Source organism: Teichococcus aerophilus, from assembly GCF_014490485.1.
In the GTDB taxonomy this organism is placed as follows: Bacteria; Pseudomonadota; Alphaproteobacteria; order Acetobacterales; family Acetobacteraceae; genus Pseudoroseomonas; species Pseudoroseomonas aerophila.
Genome location: NZ_JACTVA010000003.1, coordinates 218,080 through 242,649, shown reverse-complemented (window position 1 = coordinate 242,649; position 24,570 = coordinate 218,080). Strand labels below are relative to the sequence as shown.

Sequence of the window (24,570 nt, the reverse complement as noted above, 5' to 3'; positions counted from 1 at the left end):
GCAGCCCGGCATCGGCCCCGGGGCGCTCGGAGGCCAGGGCCAGGCGCTGCTCGGCGGCGGCGCGGGCGGCGGGCGGCAGCATGGGCATGACGCGCGCGGCGGCGGCGAATTGCCGGTTCCAGGCCAGGCGGTCGAACCGCGCCTGATGATCCTCCGGCGTCAGGATGGCGGCGTTCTGGGCCAGGAAGATGGATTCGTCCGTCGCCTCGGCATTCAGGTCCCGCCAGGCTTCGCGCAGGCCGGGCTTCGGGTCGGTGCCCTGGCGCAGGCGGGCATCGGCCAGCACCTGGGCGGCGGGCAGGCCGCGCGGCTGGTCATGCGCATACAGCCGCAGCACCAGGCCGTCGCTGGGCATCAGCGGCAGCACTTCCTCGGCGCGGGCCAGCAGGGAGGCACGGAAGGGCCAGTCCGGGTTGGCGGCCATGAAGGCGGTGATCTCGTCGACCGTCGCCATGCCGCGCACCTGTAGGCGCATCCACTGCACCAGCTTGGCGGCCATGGGGTCGGCGTTGACGGCCAGGGCCTGCGCGTCCGGCCATCGTCCGGCGCTGGCGGCGGCCAGCGCGGCGCGGCCGGCGGTGCGGGCACTTTCATTCGCCCAGGGCTGGGCGGCGGCCGGCAATGCCAGGCTGAACAGCACGGGCGCCAGCAGCAGGGCCTGGCCCAGGCTGGAGCGGAAGGAGGGGCGGGGCGTCGAGGTGCGGCGCATGGGCAGAGCTTCTAGCCCATCCGGCCGCGCTTGTCCCGGCAGCACTCGGCCGGGGCGGGCGGGAAAAATCCCGTACCCTCCGCGCCTTATCGCCGGGGGCGGGCAGGGCTGGAATGCAACCCGACATGTGGCGCATGGCTTGTCCCACCGCCCCGCCGCCCCTAGCTTGCGGCTGAAGCCGGGTGAGGATTGTCCCGCCGGCGTTGCCCCCAGCCAATCTTCTCCGGGAAGGAAAGTCATTCCGATGTTCAAGGGTTCCCTCGTCGCGCTGATCACGCCGATGGCCGAGGACGGGTCCCTGGACCCGAAAGCCTTCCAGGAATTTGTGGAGTGGCAGATCAAGGAAGGCACCCAGGGGCTGATCCCGGTCGGCACCACGGGTGAGAGCCCGACGCTTTCCCACGCCGAGCACCACAAGGTGGTGGAGCTGTGCGTCGAGGCCGCCGGCGGCCGCGTGCCCGTCATCGCCGGCGCCGGCAGCAACAGCACCGAGGAAGCGATCGAGCTGACGCGCCACGCCAAGGATGCCGGCGCGGATGCGGCGCTGATCGTCACCCCCTACTACAACAAGCCGACGCAGGAAGGCATGTACCTGCACTTCATGGCCATCGCCAATGCGGTGGACCTGCCGATCATCATCTACAACATCCCGCCGCGCAGCGTGGTGGACATGTCGGTGGAGACGATGGCGCGGCTGGCCAAGCACCCGAACATCGTCGGCGTGAAGGACGCGACCGCCAACCTGGCACGGCCGCTGCACACCCGCGCCGCCATCGGCCCCGATTTCTCCCAGCTTTCGGGCGAGGACCATACGGCGCTGGCCTTCCTGGCCGCCGGCGGCCATGGCTGCATCAGCGTGACGGCCAACATCGCGCCGCGCCTGTGCGCCGAGATGCACGCCGCCTGGGCCGCCGGGAACATCGAGGAAGCCATCGCCATCCAGGACCGGCTGCTGCCGGTGCATGATGCGATGTTCTGCGAGACCTCACCCGGCCCGGTGAAGCACGCGGCCAGCCTGCTGGCCAAGTCCTCCGCCTTCTGCCGCCTGCCGATGGCGCCGGTGGCCGATTCCACCCGTGCCCACGTGAAGGCCGCCATGGTCTCCGCCGGGCTGCTGAACTGAGAGCCTGATGGCCGCCAAGGACAAGAAGAAGAAATCCTCGCTGATCTCGCACGGCACCGCCGCGCAGAACCGCAAGGCACGCTTCGACTACAAGATCGGTGAGACGTTCGAGGCCGGCATCGTGCTGATCGGGCCGGAGGTGAAATCCCTCCGCTCCGGCCGCGCGGCGCTGACCGATGCCTGGGCGGGTGAGCGGAACGGAGAGATGTGGCTGTTCAACTGCTACATCCCCGAATGGCAGGCCGGCAGCTTCATGGCGCATTTCGAGCCGCGCCGGCCGCGCAAGCTGCTGCTGCACAAGAAGCAGGTGCAGGCCTTGACCGGCTCCATCACGCGCGAAGGCATCACGCTGGTGCCGATGGAGATCCTGTTCAACGACCGCGGCATCGCCAAGGTCGTGCTGGGCGTCGGCGAGGGCAAGTCCAAGGCCGACAAGCGCCACGCCATCGCGGAGCGCGACTGGCAGCGGGACAAGTCCCGCCTGCTGCGGGGCGACAAGCTGTAGATGCGGCCCGGACACGCCCCGGCCTGATGCCGGCTGCCTCCTGATGCTGGCCATCGGCTGATGCTGGCCACGCTGGGCGTCGTCTTCCCGGTCTTCGCGCTGATCCTGCTGGGCTACCTGGCCCGGCGGCGCAACGTGTTGGGGCCGGATGCGATGACGGAGCTGAACCGCTTCGTCGTCTGGCTGGCCCTGCCGGCGCTGTTGTTCGACATCATGTCCCGCACCGCCTGGGCCAGCCTGTGGCAGCCGGGCTTCGTCGCCGCCTTCGGGCTGGGCAGCCTGCTGCTGTTCGGCGTGACGGCGGCGCTGCGGGCGCGCGGCCCGCGCCACCTGGCCGATGCCAGCCTGGACGGGCTGAACGCCGCCTATCCCAACACCGGCTACATGGGCTTCCCGCTCTGCCTGATGGCGCTGGGGCCGGAGAGCCTGCCGCTGGTGACCATCGCCACCATCCTGACCGTCTGCGTGCTGTTCGCCGCCGCCATCGTCTGCATCGAGATCGGCGTGCAGGAGGAACGGCAGCCGGCGAAGCTGGCTGCCAAGGTGGGCACGGCGCTGGCCCGCAACCCGCTGCTGGTGGCGCCGGCGCTGGGGGCCCTGGCCTCGGGCACCGGCCTGCCAATACCGGACAGCGTCGGCAGCTTCCTGCGGTTGCTGGGCGGCGCTGCCTCCCCCTGCGCACTGGTGGCGCTGGGGCTGTTCCTGGCGCAGCAGGGCACGGTGCGCGGCAAGGACCTGAATGGCACGCTGCTGCTGGTGGCGTTGAAGCTGCTGGCGCTGCCAGTGCTGGTCTGGCTGCTGGCGACGCAGGTGTTCCGCCTGCCACCGCTGGCCACCCACACCGCGGTGCTGGCGGCGGCGCTGCCCACCGGCACCGGGCCTTTCATGCTGGCGGAATACTACCGCCGCGCCGCACGCATGACATCGGCCACCATCCTGTTCAGTACGGTCTTGTCCCTGGTTACGGTGTCGCTCTATCTGGCCTGGATCGGCTGAGCTGCTTTGGTGGGGCGAGAGGCAACCGCATGAACGACTTCAACGCCGACGTGGCGGCGGTGGGCGCCATCGAGGCGGTGCCCACGATCCTGGAGGTCATCTGCCGGACCACCGGGATGCGCTTCGCCGCCGTCGCCCGCGTCACCGAGGACCGCTGGATCGCCTGCCAGGTGCGGGACGAGGTGGAGTTCGGCCTGAAGCCCGGTGACGAGCTGAAAGTGCAGACCACCATCTGCGACGAGATCCGCGACAGCCAGAAGCCTGTGGTGATCGACCACGTGGCAGAGGACCCGCAATTCGCCTGCCACCACACCCCGGCGATGTACGGTTTCCAGAGCTATCTCTCGATGCCGATCCTGCTGCCGGACCGCACCTTCTTCGGCACGCTTTGCGCGCTTGACCCGCGCCCGGCGCGCCTGAACACACCCGAGGTGATCGGCATGTTCCGGCTGTTCGCCGAGCTGATCGGCTTCCACCTGCAATCCCAGCGCCGCCTGCTCTCCGCCGAGGCCGCGTTGCGGGACGAGCGGCGGGATGCCGAACTGCGGGAGCAGTTCATCGCCGTGCTGGGCCACGACCTGCGCAACCCGCTCGCCTCCGTGAACGCCGCCTGCCGCGTGCTGCTGCGTATGCCGGTGCCGGAGGAGGCGCAGGAGGTGATCGGCGTCATCCAGAAGAGCAGCGCGCGGATGGCGGGGCTGATCGACAACGTCACCGATTTCGCCCGTGGCCGCCTGGGTGACGGGCTGCCGCTGACCCTCGGCACCGGCCGCCCGTTGCAGCCGATGCTGGAGCAGGTGGTGGCGGAATGCCGCAGCGCCTGGCCAGACCGCACGATCGAGGCGGAGTTCAACGGCACGGCCGGGCTGGACTGCGACCCGGTGCGGATGGGGCAGCTGCTCTCCAACCTGATGGTCAACGCGCTGGCACATGGCGATGAGGCCGGCCCGGTGCGGGTGAAGACCGCGCGGGTGGGGAGCGAGTTCCGGCTCTCCGTCTCCAACCGCGGCCCCGAATTGCCGCCGGAGATGCTGCGCGGCCTGTTCAAGCCCTTCTTCCGCGCGGTGCAGCGGCCGAACCAGCAGGGCCTCGGCCTCGGGCTCTATGTCGCGTCCGAGATCGCCCGCGCCCATGGCGGTGAACTGACCGCCACGTCTTCGGACGAGGAGACGCGCTTCGTCTTCAGCATGACGGCGCGCTGAGGCCAGGCGCCAGGCGCGGATAAGGCTGATGGTGGAAAGGCCGGGGTGATGTCCCCGGCCTTTTCCTTGTCCTCGCTACGGCCGCCCACTTCAGGGGCGGCGGATTTCCGTGGCCACGTTAGCCCACGGCGATCACGCCATCACGCATCCGCCTTGTCGGTCGCCACGCCCAGCGCGTCCGGATAGGCGAAGAGGCCAACGGCGCCGCCGGTGTGCACGAACACGACGTTCTCGCCCTTCTTGAAGTGGCCCTTGCGCACCAGGTCGATCAGCCCGGCCATGCCTTTGCCGGAATAAACCGGGTCCAGCAGGATGCCTTCCTTCTCGGCCAGCAGCGTCACCGCCGCGACCATGCCTTCGGTGGGCAGGCCGTAGCCCTGGCCGACATAATCGCAATTGGCGACGACATGCTCGGCCTTCACGATGCCGGGCAGGCCCAGATGCGTCGCTACCTTCTCGGCCAGCGCCAGCACATTGGCTTCCTGCTTCTCGCGCGGGGCGCGGACGCCGATGCCCAGCACCGGGATGCCGGAATTCAGCGCCACCAGCCCGGCCACCAGACCCGCCTGGGTGCCGGAGCTGCCGGTGGCGTGCACGACATGGTCGACGCGCAGCCCGATCTCCGCTGCCTGCGCGACGAGTTCCAGCGCCGCATTCACATAGCCCAGTGCACCAACGGCGTTGGAGCCGCCGCCGGGGATGACATAGGGCTTGCGGCCGGCCTGGCGCAGCTCGGCGGCCATGGACTCCATCTGCGCCTGCATGTCCGTGCCGCCGGGGAAGCGGGCGATGCTGGCGCCGTGCAGCCGGTCCAGCAACACGTTGCCGGATTGCGCGTAGGCGTCGTCGGTGTAGCCGGTGCGGTCCTCCAGCAGGATATGGCAGGCGAGGCCCAGCTTGGCCGCCGCCGCCGCCGTCTGCCGGGCGTGGTTGGACTGGGTGGCACCCTGGGTGATGACGGTATCCGCGCCCTGCGCCAGGGCATCGGCCATCAGGTATTCCAGCTTGCGGGTCTTATTGCCGCCGGTGGAAAGCCCGGTGCAGTCATCCCGCTTGATCCAGAGATTCGGGCCGCCATCGGGGCCGGCCAGATGGCGGGAGAGATTCTCCATCGGCTCCAGCGGCGTCGGCAGGTGGCCGAGGCGGATGCGCGGGAAGCGGGCGAGGTTCATGGGGGATTTCCTTCCGGGTGGCGGGCCTTGGCGGCCTTCTGCCGGGAAGGTTTGCCGCCAGGGGGCGGGGATGGCAACCCATGCTGGGGAACCGTGGTGATGACACCAATGTTATGTTAGCCTGAAAGAAATTCCGCATCCAGGAAGCCTTGCCGCATGTCGACCGTCGCTAGCCGCTGGACCTTTGGAATGGCCCAATTTGGAACAGCGATGCTGATGATCGGTGGTGCCGCGCTGTTGCCGATCATCGGTAATGCGGCGGTACAGGCGGCGGCGCCTGATTACCCCGCTCTCGCCGGCATTGTCATGTGCGTGCTGGCGGTGGCAGCGTTGGTCTTGGTATGGCGCGGTGGCTACTGGCTCTCAAAGCGGGCTGGTGCCGACGCCGATGTTACGATGGCGGTGCTGCTGAGCGGTGCTGGCATTGCGTGGCTCATGACCAAGAAGGAAGAGGGTGCGGCTGTTCTGTTCGCTACACTTCTGGTGTTCAGTCTGCCGACCATCGCGTGTCTGCTCGGCATCCAACACCATCGGCGGCAGGCCCGGCGTCTGGCGATGCCCGAGACAGGGGGTGACAGCGGGCTGAGGCGGCAGTCATTCGCCAGCAGGCTCCGTTTCCTGGTCGTCTGGCTTGTTTTCCTGTCGATGTATATCGGGCTGGTGGTGATGCTCGGCTTGGTACAGCCCCTTGGATTGCCGCTTCCGCAAGCCCTTGGCCTTATTCTGGTCTACGTGTTTGCAAGCGCGTTTGCCTTCTGGTGGATCGGCCGCTTTCTCCGTCGGCGCTGGCGGGAACGGCCTGTGCATGCAGGTACGGTGCTCATTCCCGCACTGGCAGCCATTCTGTGGCCGACCATGATGACGAACGCCGCAGCCAGCTCCATCGCCTTCGCGATGTTCGAGATGCTCGTGCCTTCGGCAGCATTTGTGGCCGGCTTAGGTCTGATCCGCCGGCGCGCTTAGCGGGGCCTACTCCGCGATCGCCACCGGCCGCGCCTTCGGCTCCGGCGGCAGCTTCTTCAGCAGGAAGAGCATGATGAACATGGCGGGCAACGCCGCCACCATGGTCAGGCCGAAGAAGGCCGGCCAGCCCAGCGCCGTGGCCAGACCGCCGCTGAAAGCGCCCACCGTGCGCGTGCCGACTGCCGCGAGCGAGGAGAGCAGGGCGTATTGCGTGGCGGTGAAGGCGCGGCTGGTCAGCGCCGAGAGGTAGGTGAGGAAGGCGGCATCGGCCAGGCCATCGGTGAAGTTCTCCACGCCGGTCTGCAGGTAGAACACCGTCATGTCGTGGCCGGCGAAGGCCAGCCAGATATACATGACGTTGGAGAGCATCTGCCCGAGCCCGGTCAGGATCAGCGCCCGCGCGGTGCCGATCTTCGCGACCAGCCAGCCGCCGGCCAGCGCGCCGAGCAGGGTGGCGAACAGGCCGAAGACGCTGCCGACCTGCGCGACCTCACTGCGCGTGAAGCCCAGCTGCGCCTGGAAGGGCGTGACCATCACGGCCGCCAGGGCCTCCCCCAGCTTGAACAGGGCGACGAACAGCAGGATGGCGATCCAGTAGGGGCGGCGCATGAAGTCGGCGAAGGGGTCCACCACCGCGGCGCGCATGCGGGCGGCGAAGCCGGCCACCGCCACGCGCGGGCGGGGGGAGAGCACCTCCGGCCCCAGCCAGACCGCGACGAACCCCACCAGGATCAGCGCTGCTGCATAGGCGAAGGCCCAGAACCAGCCAGTGTATTCCGAGATCCAGAGCACCCCGGCGCCGACCGCCAGCAGGGCCAGCCGGTAGCCCCAGACATAGAAGGCAAGGCCCAGGCCCTGTTCCCGCTCCTCCAGCATCTCGATGCGGTAGGCATCGATGACGATGTCCTGGCTGGCGGAGAGGAAGGCGACGGCGATGGCGGCGCAGACGGTGGCCAGCGGTGCCACCGCCGGGTTGGTCATCCCCATGGTCAGGATCGCGACCATCAACAGTGGCTGGATCACCGCCAGCCAGCCGCGCCGTCGCCCCCAACTGCGGAAAGCCGGCGGCAGGGCGTTGTCCAGCAGCGGGGACCAGACGAATTTCAGCGAGTAGGGCAGGCCGATCAGCGCGGTCATGCCGATCTCGGTGAGGGAGATGCCGGATTCCGTCATCCACCGTCGCAGGATGGCCAGCACCAGCGGCAGCGGCGCACCCGCCGCGAAGCCGAGGGCGAGCATGACCAGAAAGCGGGGATTGCGGAAGGTGGTGGGGATCAGGGTCATCTGCGGCGCAAATTGCCACGCCCGGCCCGGCTGGCAAACGGCCTTATGGACGGCGGCGGATTAACTCCCGGCTTTACATTCCGGTATCGAACCGTTTAGCGTGGCGCATCGCAAGCGCGAGGGCGCGTCATGATCGTCTCCCTGTCCGGGGAGCTGTCGCCAGAGCGGCTGGCCAGCCTGACCCGCGATCTCAACCGAAACCTGTCCCGGGCCGGCGTGCCCGCTTCGCTGGTGGCCCAGCCGCCGGCGGCGGGCGAGCGCGGAGATGCGGTGACCATCGGCCAGATCGCCCTCGGCCTCATCACCGGCGGGGCGCTGACGGCCGTGATCGAATGTCTGAAGGCGTATTTCGTGCGGGAGCGCACCCTGGTCGTGAAGGTGACGCGGCCGGACGGGCAGCAGATCGAGGTCAACGCCAAGAATATCGACGACGCGCTGGTGCTGAAGGCGCTCAGCGGCGCCGCGCCCTGACGCCATGGACGCGCAGCCGGGCCGGCGCGTCGCCTTCCTGATCGGCAACCAGAGCTTTCGCCCGGATAGTGAGCTGCCGCCGCTACACGGCCCGCTGAACGACATCGCCGCCCTGGCCGAGATCCTGGGCGACCCGGCGCGCGGCGCCTTCGACATCCGCAGCTTCCCCGATGCCACCAGCGGCGAGATCAAGGCGGCGATCGAGGAGGAATTGGCCGGGGCAGGGCGCGGCGACCTCGTGCTCATCCACTATGCCGGGCATGGCAAGCTGGACCGCGCCGGCAATCTCTGCCTGGCGACGTCGGATACGCGAGCGAAGGCGCTGCACGCCACCTCCATCCCAGCGCGGCATGTGCGCGACCTGGTGGCCAACTCGGATTGCGATTCCGTGGTGCTGCTGCTGGATTGCTGCTTTTCCGGCGCCGCCACGCAGGATCTGCGCGGCGATGTCGCCAGCCAGCTACGCTCGCTGCAGGAAGCCAGCGGGTTCTACATCCTCTCCGCCTCCAGCGAGATCCAGACGGCGGGGGAGGTGGAGACGGCACGGGACGGCCAGGTGATGGGCCGCTTCACCGCCGCCATCGTCGAAGGGCTGGGCGATGGCCGGGCGGACCAGGACCGAGACGGCCGCATCCTGCTCTATGACGTGGTGCGGCACGTGCAGTCTTCCGTCCGGCACCAGACGCCGCAATTCCTGGCGGCGCGCGGCAGCGGCGACCCACTGATCGCCCACAGCCCCGCCACAGCGCGGCCACTGATCGAGCCTGCCATCCTGGCTGACCTGGCCGCCGACAACTGGCGGCACCGCTTAGGCGTGGTGGCGCATCTGGTGGAGCTGAGCAGGGGCGGCGACGCCGCCACGGCCGCCGCCGCCCGGGGCATCCTGCAGCGCCACCAGCAGGCGGAACGCGATGTCGAGGTGCGCGGGTACCTGGAACAGAACGCCTCCGCCTGGCGGGAGGCACCGCCGGCCTGGAATCAGGCACCGGTGGCGCTGGTGGGCACCACGCCGGAGCCGCCGGCGGCCGCACCGCGCATCCCGGCGGTCGACCCCATGCCGGACCCGGTGCCCCCGGGGCCGAAGCCGTTCTGGCGCCGCTGGCGGCTGACCCTTTCTATCGGGGTGACGGTGGTGGCGATGCTGGCCATCGTCGTGACCCAGATGCCCGGCACGCCCACCCGGCCGGACAATGCGCCGCCCGGGAAGATGCAGCCGCCGGCCGCCACCCAGCCGCCTACCACCACCCAGACTGGGCCGGCACCGCAGACCCAGCAGACCCAGCAGACCCAGGCCCCGGCGCGCTATCAGATTCTGGGATGCGGCGCCATCCTGGACAGCCGCACCCGCCTGGAATGGTATGTGGGGCCGGATGTGGATATCGGGTGGGGGCAGGCGGCGGGATGGGCGCGGGGGCTGGACGCCTGTGGTGGCGGCTGGAGCTTGCCGAGCACCACGCAGGTGGCGGGTCTGTTCGACGCCAGCCAGTCCGCCGGCACCGGCTACCGGACCGGAGACCGCAACTTCCCGGCGCGGATCGACCCGGTCTTCGCGCGGATCGGCGGCGGGTCCTGGGTCTGGGTGGCCGGGGACCCGCAGGAAGGCCGTGCCCCGGCTTTCAACCTGAACCAGAACAAGGACGTGATGCTGAGCGCGGATGGGTCGGAATTCCCCACCCGCGCCTTTGCCGTGCGGCTGGCACGCCGCTGAACGGGGGCGTCGGCGCCCCCGCCCCACATCAGGCCATGTTCACCATGATGGTCTTCTTGTGGGTGAAGTGCTCCAGCATCGATTCCAGGCTGGCTTCCTTGCCAAGGCCGGAGGCCTTCACGCCGCCATAGGAGAGGTTCGGCTGCACCACCAGGTTCTGGTTCACCTGCACCAGGCCGGCTTCCAGGTTGTGGGCGAAGCGCATGGCGGTCTTCAGGTCGTTGGTCCAGACCGTAGCGGCCAGGCCGAACTCGCTGTCATTGGCATCCGCCAGCACCGCATCGGCGTCGTCGAACGGGAAGACGACGGTGACGGGGCCGAAGATCTCCTCGCGCACCAGGCGGCTGTCCTTGGTCAGGCCGGTGAAGATGTAGGGCTGGATGAACAGGCCCTTCTTCAGCGCCGGGTCCTTCGGCATGGCGGAGCAGGCGCGGCCGGTGGCGCCAGCGGTCTTCTCGCCCTCGGCGATGAAGCCCTTTACCTTCTCGAACTGGCCGGTGGAGATGATGGTGCCGATGTCGGTCTTCTCATCCAGCGGGTCGCCCATCACCATGGCGTCGACGCGCTTGGCCATCTCGGCGACGAACTTCTCGTAGATCGGCCGCTGCACGAAGATGCGGCTGGCCGCCGTGCAGCTCTGCCCCTGGCGGGTGAAGCGCATGGAGGTGAGGGCGCCGGCCACTGTCTTCTCGAAATCGCAATCGGCAAAGATGATCATCGGCGACTTGCCGCCGAGCTCCAGCGTCGCCGGAATCAGCTTGTCCGCCGCACCGCGGGCGATGATCTTGCCGGTCTCGACCGAGCCGGTGAAGGTCACCTTCTTCACCAGCTTATGTGCCACCAGCGGCGCGCCGCATTCCGGGCCCTGGCCGGACAGGATGTTGAACACACCCGGCGGCAGCACGCGGTTCATCAGCTCGACGATGCGCAGCACGGCCAGCGGCGCTTCCTCGGCCGACTTCACGACAATGGTGTTGCCGGCGACGATGGCGGGCGCTGCCTTCAGCGCCATCAGCATCATCGGGATGTTCCAGGGGATGATGGCACCCACCACGCCCAGCGGTTCCCGCACCGTGATGTTCAGCACGTCGGGACCGAAGGGCACCGTCTCGCCCTTGATCTCGCCACCCAGGCCGCCGAAGAACTCGAAGATGTCGGCCACGTTGTTGGCTTCGACGCGGCTTTCGGTACGCAGCGCCTTGCCGGTTTCCAGCGCCACCAGCTTCGCCAGCTCCTCCACATGTTCGCGGATCAGGTTGGCGGCCTGATAGACCAGCGCGCCGCGCTTGCGGGCGGGCACCCGGGCCCATTCCTTCTGCGCGCGGGCCGCGTCGGCGACAGCGGCCTCGACGTCGGCGGCATCGCCATCGGCGGCGGTGGCCACCGTCTCGCCCGTGGCGGGGTTCACCACGTCGAAGGTCTTGCCGGAGCGGGCCGGGGTGTAGCGCCCGCCGATGAAATGATACCCGGAGATCGCTTTCGCCAGGGCGAAGGGATCGAGAGTCGGATTCGCCGGGGCGGGATTGGGGTGGTCGAGCATGGGGCGGTTTCTCCCGGAACTTGGTGTCAGGTGTGGGCGGACCATGCGCCGAGGGGGCCGCACCGCGCAACCCGCCCGCTGACGGCCGCAACCCCCTTCCATCACGCGCGTCGGCGGGGCAGCATCCGCGCCGATATGACAAGAACGCCGACAACCCTGGCCGAAACCATCCGGCTGCGCCTGGCCGACGACATCACCGCCGGCCGCCTGGCCCCGGGCAGCGTGATCGACGAAAGCGCACTGGCCGAGCGCTTCGGCGCCTCCCGCACCCCGGCCCGGGAGGCGCTGCGGGAGCTGGCCGCCGCCGGCCTGGTGGTGATCGAGCCGCGCCGCGGTGCCCGCGTGGCAACGATCACGCTGGAGCAACTGGCCGAGATGTTCGAGCTGATGGCGGAGACGGAGGCCATGTGCGCCCGCCTCGCCACCTTCCGCATGACGGCGACCGAGCGCTTTGCCCTGCAGTCGCTGCACGTGGATTTCCGCCCGCTGGACACGGCGGTGGATGCCTATGACGACTACAACCGCGGCTTCCACAACCTGCTGTATCGCGGCACCCATAACAGCGTGCTGGCGGAACACGCCACGGCCCTGCGGCTGCGGCTGGCGCCCTATCGCCGTGCCCAGTTCCGGGAGGACCGGCGCATCGAGCGCTCCTTCGCCGAACATGGCGCGATCCTCGACCAACTGCTGCGCGGATCAGGCGAGGAAGCTGCCCAGCTGATGCGCGTGCATATGCTGACGGCCAGTGCGGCCCTGGCCCAGTATATGCGCCGGGCCAATGGGGCCGGTACGGCGGGGCTTCTGCATGCGGAACCGGGCCAGGACGACCCATCCGCATATTAATGGTTCCACTTCGCGATCCAGTGCGGAATACTCGCCTCAAGGTTGCGACGGGGGAAACAGATCATGCCGATGTCCATCACCGTAGGGGCCCGCACCTGGCTGGAGCGCCTGTGGTCCAGCATCGCCGATCGGGGCCAGCCCTATGCCGACGTGCCGGGCATCACCCGCCCACCTCTGGTCCGGGCCGAGTTGCTGGCCCGCGCTCTCCTCTCCGAGCGTGGCGAAGCATCCGGCGCCGCCGTTGCGCGGGAGCTGCTGGCCGTGTTGCATGACCTGAACGCCGAGGACCGTGCCGCCTTCCGTCAGTTCCTGGCCAGTGACTTCCTGCCGGACGAGGCCACGCTGCGCGCCGCCGCTCAGGCCTATCTGGACGACCCCTCCGCCGCCCGGGCGATGACGCTGTTCGAGAAGGCTGAGCCGCCGCGCCAGGAAGTGCTGCGGCGAATGAACATGGCGCCGGGTGGCACCGCCGCGCTGGTGGAGTTGCGGCGCGAATTGCTGACCGGGCTGAAGAAACACCCCGAGCTGAAGCCGCTGGATGTGGACCTGCACCACCTGTTCACCTCCTGGTTCAATCGCGGCTTCCTGGAGTTGCGGCGGATCGACTGGGACACCCCCGCCGCCATCCTGGAGAAGCTGATCGCCTACGAGGCGGTGCACGAGATCATGGGCTGGGACGATTTGCGCCGCCGCCTGGCGCCGGACCGCCGCTGCTTCGCCTTTTTCCACCGGGCACTGCCGGGGGAGCCGCTGATCTTCGTCGAGGTCGCGCTGACCAAAGGGCTGGCCACCGCCATCCAGCCGCTGCTGGCGCCGGAGGATGGCGTGAAGCCGGATTTCAACACCGCGATCTTCTACTCCATCTCCAACTGCCAGGACGGGCTGCGCGGCATCAGCTTCGGCAACTTCCTCATCAAGCAGGTGGTGGAGGAACTGAAGGCCGAGCTGCCGCAGGTGAAGACCTTCTCCACCCTCTCCCCCGTGCCGGGCTTCCGCCGCTGGCTGAAGCGTAAGCTGGAACGGGCAGGGGAGACGCTGCGGCCTGAGGAAGCCGCCGCCATCCTGGCCCTGCACACACCAAAGGCGCCGGATGAAGCCGCCGCCGGCGAGGCCGCGCTGGCCGAGTTGCCCAATGCCGAGGCGCTGCTGGACCAGTTGGCGACCGGTGAGTGGTGGCTGGACAAGAAGAAGGATGCCGCCCTGCGCGCCCCGCTGCAGCGCCTGGCGGCCGAGTACCTGACGCGGCCGAATACCGGCATGGGTGCCATCGACCCCGTCGCCCGGTTCCACCTGGGCAATGGCGCGCGGCTGGAGCGGATCAACTGGCGCGGCAACACCGCCGCGCGCGGAATGACCGAATCCTACGGCATCATGGTGAATTACCTCTACGACCCGGACAGCATCGAGGCGAACCACGAGGCCTTCACGCGATCCGGCGCCGTGGCGCGCTCGGCTTCGGTGGATGGCTTGCTGGCGGTTCCGGCCCTCGTGGCGCCGAAGGGCCGGTCGGGCTATCTGCCCCGGCTGCTCGGCGGCTCGGGCGACACTGCCGCCGAGAAGACCCCGGCGAAGGACAAGGACCCCGAGAAGAGCCGGGACAAGGAAGCGGAGAAAACCGGCGGGAAGAAGCCCGCCGCCTGAACACATTGAGGGCGGCCAGCCCGCCTTCCTGCCCATGACCGCGTGAGGCCGACCATCGCGCGGAGAGTTCGCCGGCACCCCAGCCGGTTCGTGCACAGCCTGTAAATAAGCAAGGAACGTCCAAAGTGTCCCCTGCCATTGCCTCCATCCTGGGGCTGGTCGTCATGTTCATCGTCGGCACCGCGCTGCCGATCAACATGGGCGCCCTGGCCTTCGCGCTGGCCTTCCTCATCGGCACCTTCGTCGTCGGCATGGGCGCCAACGCCATCCTGGCCGGCTTCCCGGGTGACCTGTTCGTCACGCTCGTCGGCATCACCTACCTGTTCGCCATCGCGCAGAAGAACGGCACGATCGACCTGCTGGTGCACTGGGCCGTGCGCGGCGTCGGCGGCCGCATCGCGCTGATCCCGTGGGTGATGTTTTGCGTGGCGGCGGTGCTGACCGCCATCGGCGCCGTCAGCCCTGCAGCGGTGGCCATCATCGCGCCGATCGCGCTGCGCTTCGCCCGCCACTACAAGATCGACGCGCTGATGATGGGCCTGCTGGTCATCCATGGCGCGCAGGGCGGCGGCTTCTCTCCCATCTCGATCTATGGCGGCATCACCAACCAGATCGTCGAGCGCGCGGGGATGGAGGGCAGCGAGGTCTTCCTGTTCCTGGCCAGCCTGATCTTCAACCTGCTCGTCGCCATCGGCGTGTTCTGTGCCTTCGGCGGCCTCAAGCTGATTGGCCGGCGCGATACCGGCACGCATGAGGATTTCGAGGAAGGCGCCGGCGCTTCTCTGCCCGTGCGCGGCCATGGCGGCACCCCCGCCAAGGCCGAGCACCGCGCGCAGACGAACGCCACGCGGGACCAGATGCTGACCCTGGCGGGCCTCATCATCCTCGGCGTCGGCTCGCTCGCCTTCGGGCTGAATGTCGGCATGGTCGCCATCACCATCGCCGTCATCCTGGCGCTGCTTTCGCCGGAAGCGCAGAAGGGGGCGATCGACAAGGTCAGCTGGTCCACCGTGCTGCTGATCTCCGGCGTCATCACCTATGTCGCCGTGCTGCAGAAGTCGGGCGCGGTGGACATGGTCAGCAACAGCGTGACCAATCTCGGCATGCCGCTGCTGGCGGCGCTGCTGCTCTGCTACGTGGGCGGCATCGTCTCCGCCTTCGCGTCCTCGGTGGGCGTGCTGGGCGCCATCATCCCGCTGGCGGTGCCGCTGATGATGCAGGGGCATATCGGCCCGGCCGGCATGGTCGCCGCGCTCGCCATCTCCGCCACCATCGTCGATGTCAGCCCGTTCTCCACCAACGGCGCACTGGTGGTGGCGAATGCGCAGGAGAGCGAGCGCGATACGCTGTTCCGCCGCTTCCTGATCTATAGCGGCCTTGTCGTCGCCCTCGGCCCGCTGCTGGCCTGGGCTATCCTGGTTGTGCCGAACTGGATGTGATTGTCCGTTTGCTTCCGAGAATGAAAGAGTAGATGCCATGACCGAACCGACCGGACCGCTGAAGGGCCTGCGCGTTGTCGACCTCACCCGCGTTCTCGCGGGCCCCACCTGCACGCAGATGCTGGGGGACATGGGCGCCGAGGTGATCAAGATCGAACGCCCCGACGCCGGCGACGACACCCGCGGCTTCGCACCCCCCTACATGCCGAACACGCGGGAAAGCGCCTATTTCGTGGGCGTGAACCGCAACAAGAAGTCGGTGACCATCGACATCGCCAAGCCCGAGGGCCAGGCGATCGTGCACAAGCTGCTTGAGAACGCCGACATCCTTGTGGAGAACTTCAAGACCGGTGCCCTGGCCAAGTACGGCCTGAGCTACGAGGACCTGAAAAACCAGTATCCGGGCCTGATCTATTGCTCGATCACCGGCTTCGGCCAGACCGGCCCCTACGCGCCGCGGCCGGGCTATGACGCGCTGATCCAGGCGATGGGCGGCGTCATGTCCCTGACCGGCGACCCGGACGGGGAGCCGCAGAAGGTCGGCATCCCGGTGGCGGACCTGTTCGCCGGGCTGTACGGCACCATCGGCATCCTGGCCGCGCTGCGCCACAAGCAGGCGACGGGGCAGGGGCAGCAGATCGATATCGGCATGCTGGACACCCACGTGGCGTGGCTGGCCAACCAGGGCATGAACTACCTGGCGACCGGCGAGAACCCGCCGCGCCTGGGCAACCAGCACCCCAATATCGTGCCGTACCAGGTGTTCCCGACCGCCGACGGCTACATGGTGCTCTCCATCGGCAACGACCCGACCTTCGAGCGCTTCTGCAAGAATTTCGCTCTCGAGAATCTGCTCGCCGATGAGCGCTACGCCACCAATGCGGCCCGCGTCGGTAACCGCGCGCTGGTGACGGAGACGCTGACCGCCGTCACCAAGACCAAGACCACCGATGAGTGGATTTCCCAGCTGGAGGCGCTGAAGATCGGCTGCGGCCCGATCAACACGCTGGACCGCGTGTTCTCGGACCCGCATGTGCAGGCGCGCAACATGCTGGTGAAGATGCAGCATGCCTCTGGCGAGGAAGTCACCGTCGTCGCCAACCCGGTGAAGCTCTCCGCCACGCCGCCGGATTACCGCTCGGCGGCGCCGATGCTGGGGCAGCATACGGATGAAGTGCTGGCCTCCATCGGCTTCGATGCGATGGCCATCGCGCAGCTCAAGGACAGCAAGATTGTCTGAACCACGGATTGGCGCCCTGCGCGCCGCGCTGCCCTTCGGCCCGGTGGATCTCCGCTGGACCGAGTGGGGGCCGGCGGATGGGGCGCCGGTCGTGTGTGTCCATGGCCTGACGCGCACCGGGCGGGATTTCGATGTCCTCGCCCGCGCCCTGGCCGAGGATGGCCGCCGCGTGATCTGCCCGGATATCCCCGGGCGCGGCCTCTCCTCCTGGCTGCCGGACGGCAACCTCTACGCAGTGCCGACCTATATCGGCGTGCTGGCACCGCTGCTGGCGGGGCTGGGGCGGTTTGACTGGGTCGGGACATCGATGGGCGGGCTGATCGGCATGGGGTTGGCGAGCCTGCCGAACCACCAGATGGGCCGGCTGGTGCTGAACGATGTCGGCGCCGAAATCCCCGGCAGCGCGCTGGCGGTGATCGGTGCCTATGTCGGCACGCGGCACGAATTCGCCGACGTGGCGGCGCTCGAGGCGCATCTGCGCGTCATCCATGCCGGGTTCGGCGATCTCTCCCCCGCCGAGTGGCGGCACCTGGCCGAAAGTTCCGCCCGCATGACGCCGCAGGGGCGGGTGGTGCAGCACTACGATCCCGCCATCGCGGTGCCGTTGCAGGCCGCGCCGCCGGGAGATGCGACGCTGTGGCCGCTGTGGGATTCGCTGAACCTGCCCACGCTGCTGCTGCGCGGCGCCCACAGCCCGCTGCTGACCGAGGCAACGGCGAGCCGCATGGCCGGCAAGCCGGGCGTCAGCCTGCTGACCATTCCTGGCTGCGGCCATGCGCCCGCGTTGATGGATACGGCGCAGACCGGGGCAGTCCGCGGCTTCTTGCGCGGCTAGGGCATCCACCGTTCGCACAGGCTCACTTCAGATGCTCTAGCTCGTTGTTCTGAAGAGCATCTTCACGCCGTCAGGTCATTCTCACCTGATGGATATCAGCTGCAGCGTACGGCGCCGCGCCCCGGGTGGCCGCTGCCCGGCAGAAACCCGAACCGCCAGCGGGGCGTTCGGCTTCCGATACGGCTTGGCAAGATATGGCCAGGCCTGAGGAAGGATCTTCTGATGCAGTCACTCTCCCGCCGGGCCAGCCTGTTCCTGCCGTTCGGCCTTGCCGCCACCCTGGCCGCCTGTGCCACCGAGACGATGCCGACCACGCCGCCGGACCCGACGGGCCGTGCCGACCCGCAGATGCGGGCGCTGCTCGAAAGCCTGGCGCAGCTCGGCGGCAAGCCGATCGAGACGCTGACGCCGGCCGAGGCGCGCCGCCAGCCTACCATGGCCGATGCGGTGAAGGCGCGGCAGCGTGCGCTGAACCTGCGCACAGACCCGCGTGAGATCGCCCAGGTGCGGGACCTGCAGATTCCCGGCGCCGGCGCCTTCCCGCTGGAGGCGCGGCTGTACAACCCGGCGCCGACCCCGCCGCGCGGCCAGCCGATCCCGCGCCTGCCGCTGATCGTGTATTACCATGGCGGCGGCTTCGTCATTGCCGACCTGGATACCTACGATGCTTCCGCCCGCACCCTGGCGGCCGATACCGGCGCGATGGTGCTGGCGGTGCATTACCGCCAGGGGCCGGAGAACAGGTTTCCCACCGCGCATGACGATGCCTACGCTGCCTATGTCTGGGCGCTGCAGAATGCCGGCCAGCTGAATATCGACCTGTCCCGCGTCGCCGTAGTGGGCGAGAGCGCCGGCGGCAACCTGGCGATCAACGTCGCCATGATGGCGCGTGAGGCGCGGCAGCCGCTGCCGGTGGCGATGGGCCTGATCTACCCGGTGGCCGGCACTGACATGACCACCCAGTCCTACCGCGAAAACGCGATGGCGAAGCCGCTGAACGCGGCGATGATGCGCTGGTTCGTGCAGCACTACACCAACGGCCCGACCGACCTGCGCGACCCGCGCCTGAACGTTGCCGAAGGTGCCGAGCTGCGCGGCCTGCCCAAGGCCATCATCGTCACGGCGGAGATCGATCCGCTGCGCAGCGAGGGCCAGTTGCTGGCGCAGAAGCTGCAGGTGGCTGGCGTGCAGGTCTCGGCGGAGGATTTCCCCGGCGTGACGCACGAATTCTTCGGTGCCGACCCTGCGGTTCTCTCCAAGGCCGGCGATGCGCAGCGCTTCGTGGCCGGCGAATTGCGGACGGCCTTCCTGGCCCCCGCCGCCGCCGTGGTGGCGCCGCAACCGCGTGGCCGCCGCGTCCCGCGCGGCTGATCGTCACTGTCTCAGTTGATACCGGATGCCTTCGCGCATCCGGGTTTCAGGCGATGCGGCACCGCTGCATCGCCTGATGTGTTTCTGGTCCGGATTCAGGCGCTGGCGACGGTGAAGCGGGCACGAAGATGCTTCGGCGCCTCGATCTCGTCCAGAATCGCCACGGCCATATCCTTCACGCTGATGCCGGCGGGCTTCTCGCCCTCCATCAGCGGGTGCTCGCCGCCGGTGCGGTAGCGGCCGCTGCGCTCGCCCGCGGCCAGGAAGACAGGCGGCGACAGGAAGGTCCATTCCAGCTCCTGCTCGCCCCGCATCTCGTCCAGCGCCTGCCGTGCCGCGTGCGCGCCCTCGTAGATCTCCTTGGGAAATTCGGGCGTGTCGATCAGCTGCTTGCCGGGTGCCACGTACAGGCTGCCGGCACCGCCCACCACCAGGATGCGCTTCACGCCGGACTGCTTCGTGCCCTGCATGATGGCACGGTGGCCCGCGGTGAACAGGGCGCCGATATTCGCCACCGTCCAGCCGGGGTTGAAGGCGCTGACCACCGCATCGGTACCCGCGACGGCGGCGGCGACCTGCGCAGCGTCCTGCACATCGGCGCGCACCACGCTCAGGTGCTCCCGCGCCTGGTACTTCACCGGGTCGCGCGCCAGTGCGACGACGTCATGGCCACGGGAAAGGGCTTCTTCGAGCACAGCCGTACCGACGAAGCCGGTACCGCCGATCAGGGCGATCTTCATAGGACATACTCCTGTTGTCCGGTTGCCCTGAAGTTGCGCTCTGGCGAGCAAACGGACAATCAGGCAGTATCCGGACTGGTCGTCCTGAAAAGTTGAACAATCACCATGCCGGACTTGGATGCGGACAAGCTGCGCAGCTTCCTGGCGGTGATGGAGGCCGGCGGCTTCACCGCGGCGGCGCGACGCCTGGGCGTCGGCAAATCCCGCATCAGCGCTGACGTGGCGACACTGGAAGCCCGGCTCGGCACCGCGCTGCTGCGCCGGACCACTCGCCAGGTCCTGCCGACCGAAGCCGGTGAAGCCCTGGCCCGCGACGCCGCACAACCTCTGCGGGAGTTGCAGGAGGCGCTGGACCGCGCCGCCTGCGCCCAACGCGGGCTGACCGGCACGCTGCGGCTGACAGCCCCCGCCGACTATGCCAGCGCGGTGCTGGCCCCGTTGCTCGCCGCCTTTTCCCGCCGCCATCCCGGCTTGCGGCTGGACCTGGTGGCGACCGATGCGGTGCTGGACCTGGTGGGGGAGGGGTTCGACCTTGCCATCCGCATGGGCGAGCTGCGCGATTCCAACCTGCGGCAGCGTGGCCTGGGGCGCTTCGGGCAAGTGGCGGTGGCCTCCCCTGATTTGATGGAGAGCCGTGCCGAGGTGCTCGGCCCGCCGGACCTGGAGAACTGGCCCTGCATCGCCTTGGCTGGCCTGAGCCATGCGCTGCACTGGAACTTCGCGCCGGATGCCGGCGGTGCGGTGGTGCCGGTACGACTCTCGTCCTCCCACCGGGCCAGCACGGCCCAGGTGGTGCTGCAATGGGCGCGTGCCGGGCTGGGCGCGGCGGTGCTGCCGGACTTCATGGTGGCGTCCGACTTGGCTGGCGGCCGGCTGCGGCGCATCCTGCCCGGGTGGCACCTGCCACAAGCCGGCATCTACGCGGTCTATCCGGCCATGCGGCACCCACCGGCCAAGGTGGCGGCGATGATCGACTTCCTCGCCGCGGCCATTCCTGGCGCGGTGGTCGGCGAAACCTGACCCCAGCGCCCCTTTGGCGCCGGGGTTGCGGCACCGGTTGAGCATGCTGCGTTCCCATCGTTCGCACATCATGCCCTATGTCTTTGTCTGGACGCGTGATTCAGGCTTTCGGTAATTCCACCTCAGGCCATTCCGATCCAAAGCATTGTCCGGTGACACGGGCTCATGTCAAACGCTCTAGCTTGTTGTTCTACAAAGCAGCTTTACTCCATCAGGTGATCCCCACCTGATGGAAATCTGCTCTAGCGCCAGTGCGGCGGTACCCAGACCCAGCCGCCGCGCTCCATGGCCCAGCGGCCATGCTCCCACGCCACGCCCGTCACGGGGCGCAGCACCCAGCGGCCTTCGTTCCAGCTATAGCCGTTGCCGTTCCAGACCCAGTGCCCGGGCTGCCAGACATAGCGCTCCGCCTGCGGTGGTGGCGCGATGCGGATCTCCTCGCGCAGCGGCGGCACTGGCGGGTAGGCCGCCACCACCGGCGGCGGTGGCACGCAGGCGCTGAGGCCCAACAAGGCCAGTCCGGTCAGGGCAGCGAGGCGGCGGCGATGCATGGTGGGTGACATGGCGGCGGTGTCCCTTGGTTCCAGCCAAGGGGAAAACGGCGCAGCCCCGGCCAGCGTCACATGGCCAAAGGATGAACTCGCCTTAGCCCGGGCAGGCTGGCGGCGGTTTGGCTGGCGCTGACCTGCCGCACGCACGGCCACGCCCGCCAACCGGGGTGGCGTGTGGTGGAGAGGCCGGGGGCCGGACCGGAGCCTCACAGCCCCGGCCCGGCCGCTGAACGCCCACCGGGCTCAGCGGTCCTTCAGTACCCGGGCGGCATCCACGGCGAAGTAGCTCAGCACGCCATCGGCGCCGGCGCGCTTGAAGGCCATCAGGCTCTCCATCATCGCCTTCTCGCGGTCCAGCCAGCCATTCTGTACCGCGGCCATGATCATCGCGTACTCGCCACTGACCTGATAGGCGTAGGTCGGCACGGCGAAGCGGTCCTTCACCCGGCGGACGATGTCCAGATACGGCATGCCGGGCTTCACCATCACCATGTCCGCGCCCTCGGCCAGGTCCAGCGCCACTTCGCGCATCGCCTCGTCCGAGTTGGCCGGGTCCATCTGATAGGTCTTCTTGTCGCCCTTCAGCGTGCCGCCGGAGCCCACCGCATCGCGGAACGGACCATAGAAGGCGGAAGCGTACTTGGCGGCGTAGGACATGATGCGGGTATGGACCAGCCCGGCGCCATCCAGCGTGGCGCGGATGGCGGCGACGCGGCCATCCATCATGTCGGACGGTGCCACGACGTCGATGCCCGCCTGGGACTGCACCAGGGCCTGGGCGGTCAGCACCTCCAGCGACTCGTCGTTGGCAACGTAGCCGTCGCGGATGACGCCGTCATGGCCGTGGTCGGTATACGGGTCCAGCGCCACGTCGCCGATGAGCCCCAGCTCCGGGAACTCGCGCTTCAGCAGGCGGGCGGCTCGGCACATCAGGTTGTCGGGGTTCCTGGCCTCCGTCCCCTCGGCATCCTTCTTCTCGGCCGGCGTCATCGGGAACAGCGCGATGGCGGGCACGCCCAGCTCCACGGCCGGCGCCACGTGTGCGAGCAGCCGGTCCAGCGTCACGCGCTGAACGCCGGGCATGGAGCCGACGTCGGAAACGGTGCCGCTCCCTTCCATGATGAAGATCGGCCAGATGAGGTCATCCACCGACAACCGGTTCTCCGCCACCAGCCGGCGGGTCCAGGCATCGTGCCGGTTGCGGCGCATGCGGATGGCGGGGAAGGCGCCCAAGGCAGAATTCATGGGCGGCGTTGGGGAGGTCATCTGGGTCACACGCTCCACTTCTGGTGGCGGGCAGGAAAAGCCGGAACTTCCTTAGCCCTACTTCCCCGTCATGCAACAGCCACGGCGGACCGATTGGCCCCGGGCGGGACATGCCCGGTTTGCACGCAAGGGGTAGTGGTTGCGGTTTCACCCTGGCCCGAGCCGTGGTAACGAACGCGGCATGAATCCGGCCGAGACCCCCATCGCCCTCGGCGCCGACCATGCCGGCGTCGCCCTGAAGGACAGCCTGCGCGCCGCGCTGGAGGCCGCCGGGCATCCGGTGCGCGACTTCGGCACCCATGGCGACGGCAGCGTCGATTACCCCGACTTCGCGCACCAGGTGGCGCGGGCGGTGGCGGATGGCCAGGCCATCTTCGGCGTCCTGGTCTGCGGCAGCGGCATCGGCATGTCCATCGCCGCCAACCGGCACCCGGAGATCCGCGCGGTGGTGGTGCACAACACCACCGAGGCGCGGCTGACCCGTGCCCATAACAACGCCAACATCGCCTGCTTCGGTGCCCGGACGGTGGGTGCCGAGGTGGTGCTGGACAGCCTCTCCGCCTTCCTGTCCACGCCGTATGAGGGCGGGCGCCACGAGCGCCGCGTTTCCAAGATCAATCCGGGCCAGGAGGCCTGAGCCGATGACCGACCAGAACGTGAGCCACTTCTTCTCCGCCCCCCTGGCCGAGTCGGACCCGGATATCTTCGACGTCATCGGCAAGGAGCTGGTGCGCCAGCAGGATGGCATCGAGCTGATCGCCAGCGAGAACATCGTCTCCCGCGCCGTGCTGGAAGCGCAGGGTTCCGTTCTCACCAACAAGTATGCCGAGGGCTATCCGGGCCGCCGCTACTACGGCGGCTGCGAGTTCGTGGACATCGCCGAGACCCTGGCGATCGAGCGCGCCAAGAAGCTGTTCGATGTCGGCTTCGCCAATGTGCAGCCGCATTCCGGCGCGCAGGCCAATCAGGCCGTCTTCTTCGCGCTGATGCAGCCGGGCGATACCTTCATGGGCCTCGACCTGGCGGCCGGTGGCCACCTGACGCACGGCTCGCCCGCCAACCAGTCCGGCAAGTGGTTCAAGGTCGCGCCCTATACGGTGCGGCAGGACGACCAGACGATCGACATGGAGGAAGTCGCCCGCATCGCGCGCCAGTCCCGCCCGAAGGTCATCGTCGCCGGCGGCTCGGCCTATTCCCGCGCCTGGGACTTTGCCCGCTTCCGCCAGATCGCCGATGAGGTCGGCGCCTATTTCATGGTGGACATGGCGCATTTCGCCGGCCTCGTGGCCGGTGGCGCGCATGACAGTCCGATCCCGCACGCCCATGTCGTGACGACCACGACCCACAAGACCCTTCGTGGTCCCCGTGGCGGCATGATCCTCACCAATGACGAGGCGCTCGCGAAGAAGTTCAACTCCGCGGTGTTCCCCGGCCTGCAGGGCGGCCCGCTGATGCACGTCATCGCCGGCAAGGCCGTGGCCTTCGCCGAGGCGCTGCGCCCCGAGTTCAAGGCCTACGCCAGGCAGGTCGTCGCCAACGCCAAGGCGCTGGCGGAGGAGCTGAAGGCCCAGGGCGCCGGCATCGTCACTGGCGGCACGGACAACCACCTGATGCTGGTGGACCTGCGCCCGGTGAAGCTGACCGGCAAGGGCGCCGAGGCCGCGCTGGGCCGCGCGCACCTGACCTGCAACAAGAATGCCGTGCCGTTCGACCCGGAGAAGCCGGCCATCACCTCTGGCATCCGCCTCGGCACCCCCGCCGGCACCACGCGCGGCTTCGGCGAGGCCGAGTTCCGCGAGATCGGCCAGCTGATCGGCAAGGTGCTCAAGGGCCTGGCCAACGCCAACGCGCCGGAAGCCAACGAGCTGGTGGAGAAGGAAGTGGGCCAGAAGGTCCTCGAGCTCTGCACCCGCTTCCCGATCTACAAGGCCTGAGGCGGTAGGGAAGGGGG

Annotated in this window: 22 protein-coding genes and 1 pseudogene; 16 read left to right on the top strand and 7 right to left on the bottom strand. The window is 68.7% G+C overall.

The window, feature by feature from the left end; translation table 11 throughout:
* A pseudogene (locus IBL26_RS03550) lies at nt 1–709 on the bottom strand (lytic transglycosylase domain-containing protein); the annotation flags it as partial.
* Nucleotides 710–953: 244 nt separating this feature from the next.
* On the opposite strand from IBL26_RS03550, the gene dapA reads away from it, so the two are divergent.
* Genes dapA through IBL26_RS03530 form a run of 4 tightly spaced genes read left to right on the top strand, consistent with a single transcriptional unit; the run spans nt 954 to nt 4,535 of the window.
* The gene (gene dapA / locus IBL26_RS03545; protein ID WP_187783057.1) at nt 954–1,832 is read left to right on the top strand and encodes a 4-hydroxy-tetrahydrodipicolinate synthase; all 879 of its coding nucleotides are present in this window, start codon (nt 954–956) and stop codon (nt 1,830–1,832) included.
* Between the two features lie 7 nt (nt 1,833–1,839).
* A complete protein-coding gene (gene smpB, locus IBL26_RS03540) occupies nt 1,840–2,337 on the top strand; it encodes an SsrA-binding protein SmpB (RefSeq protein WP_187783056.1) in 498 nt (165 codons plus the stop codon).
* A gap of 60 nt (nt 2,338–2,397) precedes the next feature.
* Nucleotides 2,398–3,333, top strand: coding sequence for an AEC family transporter (locus IBL26_RS03535; RefSeq protein ID WP_187783055.1), 936 nt, complete (start codon nt 2,398–2,400; stop codon nt 3,331–3,333).
* A gap of 29 nt (nt 3,334–3,362) precedes the next feature.
* Entirely contained in the window at nt 3,363–4,535 is a 1,173-nt protein-coding gene (locus IBL26_RS03530) for a GAF domain-containing sensor histidine kinase (protein WP_187783054.1), read from the top strand.
* Nucleotides 4,536–4,675: 140 nt separating this feature from the next.
* Here the strand turns inward: IBL26_RS03530 and cuyA are convergent, their stop codons facing one another.
* Entirely contained in the window at nt 4,676–5,707 is a 1,032-nt protein-coding gene (gene cuyA, locus IBL26_RS03525; protein WP_187783053.1) for a D-cysteate sulfo-lyase, read from the bottom strand.
* A gap of 156 nt (nt 5,708–5,863) precedes the next feature.
* On the opposite strand from cuyA, the gene IBL26_RS03520 reads away from it, so the two are divergent.
* A complete protein-coding gene (locus IBL26_RS03520) occupies nt 5,864–6,670 on the top strand; it encodes a hypothetical protein (protein ID WP_187783052.1) in 807 nt (268 codons plus the stop codon).
* Between the two features lie 6 nt (nt 6,671–6,676).
* Here IBL26_RS03520 and IBL26_RS03515 read toward each other — a convergent pair whose 3' ends face one another.
* Complete coding sequence (locus tag IBL26_RS03515; RefSeq protein WP_187783051.1) at nt 6,677–7,954, bottom strand: AmpG family muropeptide MFS transporter; 1,278 nt, start codon at nt 7,952–7,954, stop codon at nt 6,677–6,679.
* A gap of 129 nt (nt 7,955–8,083) precedes the next feature.
* Here IBL26_RS03515 and IBL26_RS03510 point away from each other — a divergent pair, with 129 nt between their 5' ends.
* Both IBL26_RS03510 and IBL26_RS03505 read left to right on the top strand, forming a co-directional pair.
* Nucleotides 8,084–8,425: an effector-associated constant component EACC1 gene (locus IBL26_RS03510; protein WP_187783050.1), complete on the top strand. Its 342-nt coding sequence runs from the start codon at nt 8,084–8,086 to the stop codon at nt 8,423–8,425.
* Between the two features lie 4 nt (nt 8,426–8,429).
* Nucleotides 8,430–10,133 carry a caspase family protein gene (locus tag IBL26_RS03505; RefSeq protein WP_187783049.1) on the top strand — a complete coding sequence of 568 codons (1,704 nt, stop codon included), beginning with the start codon at nt 8,430–8,432 and terminating at the stop codon, nt 10,131–10,133.
* Between the two features lie 28 nt (nt 10,134–10,161).
* Here IBL26_RS03505 and IBL26_RS03500 read toward each other — a convergent pair whose 3' ends face one another.
* A complete protein-coding gene (locus IBL26_RS03500; RefSeq protein ID WP_187783048.1) occupies nt 10,162–11,673 on the bottom strand; it encodes an aldehyde dehydrogenase family protein in 1,512 nt (503 codons plus the stop codon).
* A 135-nt stretch (nt 11,674–11,808) separates the two neighbouring features.
* Here IBL26_RS03500 and IBL26_RS03495 point away from each other — a divergent pair, with 135 nt between their 5' ends.
* The 6 genes from IBL26_RS03495 (at nt 11,809) to IBL26_RS03470 (ending at nt 19,042) form a co-directional block, all read left to right on the top strand.
* On the top strand, nt 11,809–12,516 hold the full coding sequence (locus IBL26_RS03495) for a GntR family transcriptional regulator (RefSeq protein ID WP_187783047.1): 708 nt from the start codon (nt 11,809–11,811) through the stop codon (nt 12,514–12,516).
* Between the two features lie 63 nt (nt 12,517–12,579).
* The gene (locus tag IBL26_RS03490) at nt 12,580–14,157 is read left to right on the top strand and encodes a malonyl-CoA decarboxylase (protein ID WP_187783046.1); all 1,578 of its coding nucleotides are present in this window, start codon (nt 12,580–12,582) and stop codon (nt 14,155–14,157) included.
* A gap of 125 nt (nt 14,158–14,282) precedes the next feature.
* Nucleotides 14,283–15,596 (top strand): SLC13 family permease, encoded by a 1,314-nt coding sequence (locus IBL26_RS03485; RefSeq protein WP_187783045.1) that lies wholly within the window; start codon nt 14,283–14,285, stop codon nt 15,594–15,596.
* A gap of 37 nt (nt 15,597–15,633) precedes the next feature.
* Nucleotides 15,634–16,836, top strand: a complete 1,203-nt coding sequence (locus tag IBL26_RS03480; protein ID WP_187783044.1) for a CaiB/BaiF CoA transferase family protein — start codon at nt 15,634–15,636, stop codon at nt 16,834–16,836.
* The gene (locus IBL26_RS03475) at nt 16,829–17,671 is read left to right on the top strand and encodes an alpha/beta fold hydrolase (RefSeq protein ID WP_241748955.1); all 843 of its coding nucleotides are present in this window, start codon (nt 16,829–16,831) and stop codon (nt 17,669–17,671) included. Before IBL26_RS03480 ends, IBL26_RS03475 begins: the two co-directional genes overlap by 8 nt.
* Before the next feature lie 222 nt (nt 17,672–17,893).
* Nucleotides 17,894–19,042 carry an alpha/beta hydrolase gene (locus IBL26_RS03470; protein WP_187783042.1) on the top strand — a complete coding sequence of 383 codons (1,149 nt, stop codon included), beginning with the start codon at nt 17,894–17,896 and terminating at the stop codon, nt 19,040–19,042.
* A 95-nt stretch (nt 19,043–19,137) separates the two neighbouring features.
* Here IBL26_RS03470 and IBL26_RS03465 read toward each other — a convergent pair whose 3' ends face one another.
* Nucleotides 19,138–19,782: an NAD(P)-dependent oxidoreductase gene (locus IBL26_RS03465; RefSeq protein WP_187783041.1), complete on the bottom strand. Its 645-nt coding sequence runs from the start codon at nt 19,780–19,782 to the stop codon at nt 19,138–19,140.
* A gap of 105 nt (nt 19,783–19,887) precedes the next feature.
* On the opposite strand from IBL26_RS03465, the gene IBL26_RS03460 reads away from it, so the two are divergent.
* Nucleotides 19,888–20,802: a LysR family transcriptional regulator gene (locus tag IBL26_RS03460; protein ID WP_187783040.1), complete on the top strand. Its 915-nt coding sequence runs from the start codon at nt 19,888–19,890 to the stop codon at nt 20,800–20,802.
* A 242-nt stretch (nt 20,803–21,044) separates the two neighbouring features.
* On the opposite strand, the gene IBL26_RS03455 is transcribed toward IBL26_RS03460, so the two are convergent.
* Both IBL26_RS03455 and hemB read right to left on the bottom strand, forming a co-directional pair.
* Nucleotides 21,045–21,365: a YXWGXW repeat-containing protein gene (locus IBL26_RS03455; RefSeq protein WP_187783039.1), complete on the bottom strand. Its 321-nt coding sequence runs from the start codon at nt 21,363–21,365 to the stop codon at nt 21,045–21,047.
* A gap of 231 nt (nt 21,366–21,596) precedes the next feature.
* On the bottom strand, nt 21,597–22,598 hold the full coding sequence (gene hemB, locus IBL26_RS03450) for a porphobilinogen synthase (protein WP_187783083.1): 1,002 nt from the start codon (nt 22,596–22,598) through the stop codon (nt 21,597–21,599).
* A 202-nt stretch (nt 22,599–22,800) separates the two neighbouring features.
* Between hemB and rpiB the strand changes: the two genes are divergently transcribed.
* Nucleotides 22,801–23,256, top strand: coding sequence for a ribose 5-phosphate isomerase B (gene rpiB, locus IBL26_RS03445; RefSeq protein ID WP_187783038.1), 456 nt, complete (start codon nt 22,801–22,803; stop codon nt 23,254–23,256).
* A gap of 4 nt (nt 23,257–23,260) precedes the next feature.
* On the top strand, nt 23,261–24,553 hold the full coding sequence (gene glyA / locus IBL26_RS03440; protein ID WP_187783037.1) for a serine hydroxymethyltransferase: 1,293 nt from the start codon (nt 23,261–23,263) through the stop codon (nt 24,551–24,553).
* Nucleotides 24,554–24,570: the final 17 nt, after the last annotated feature.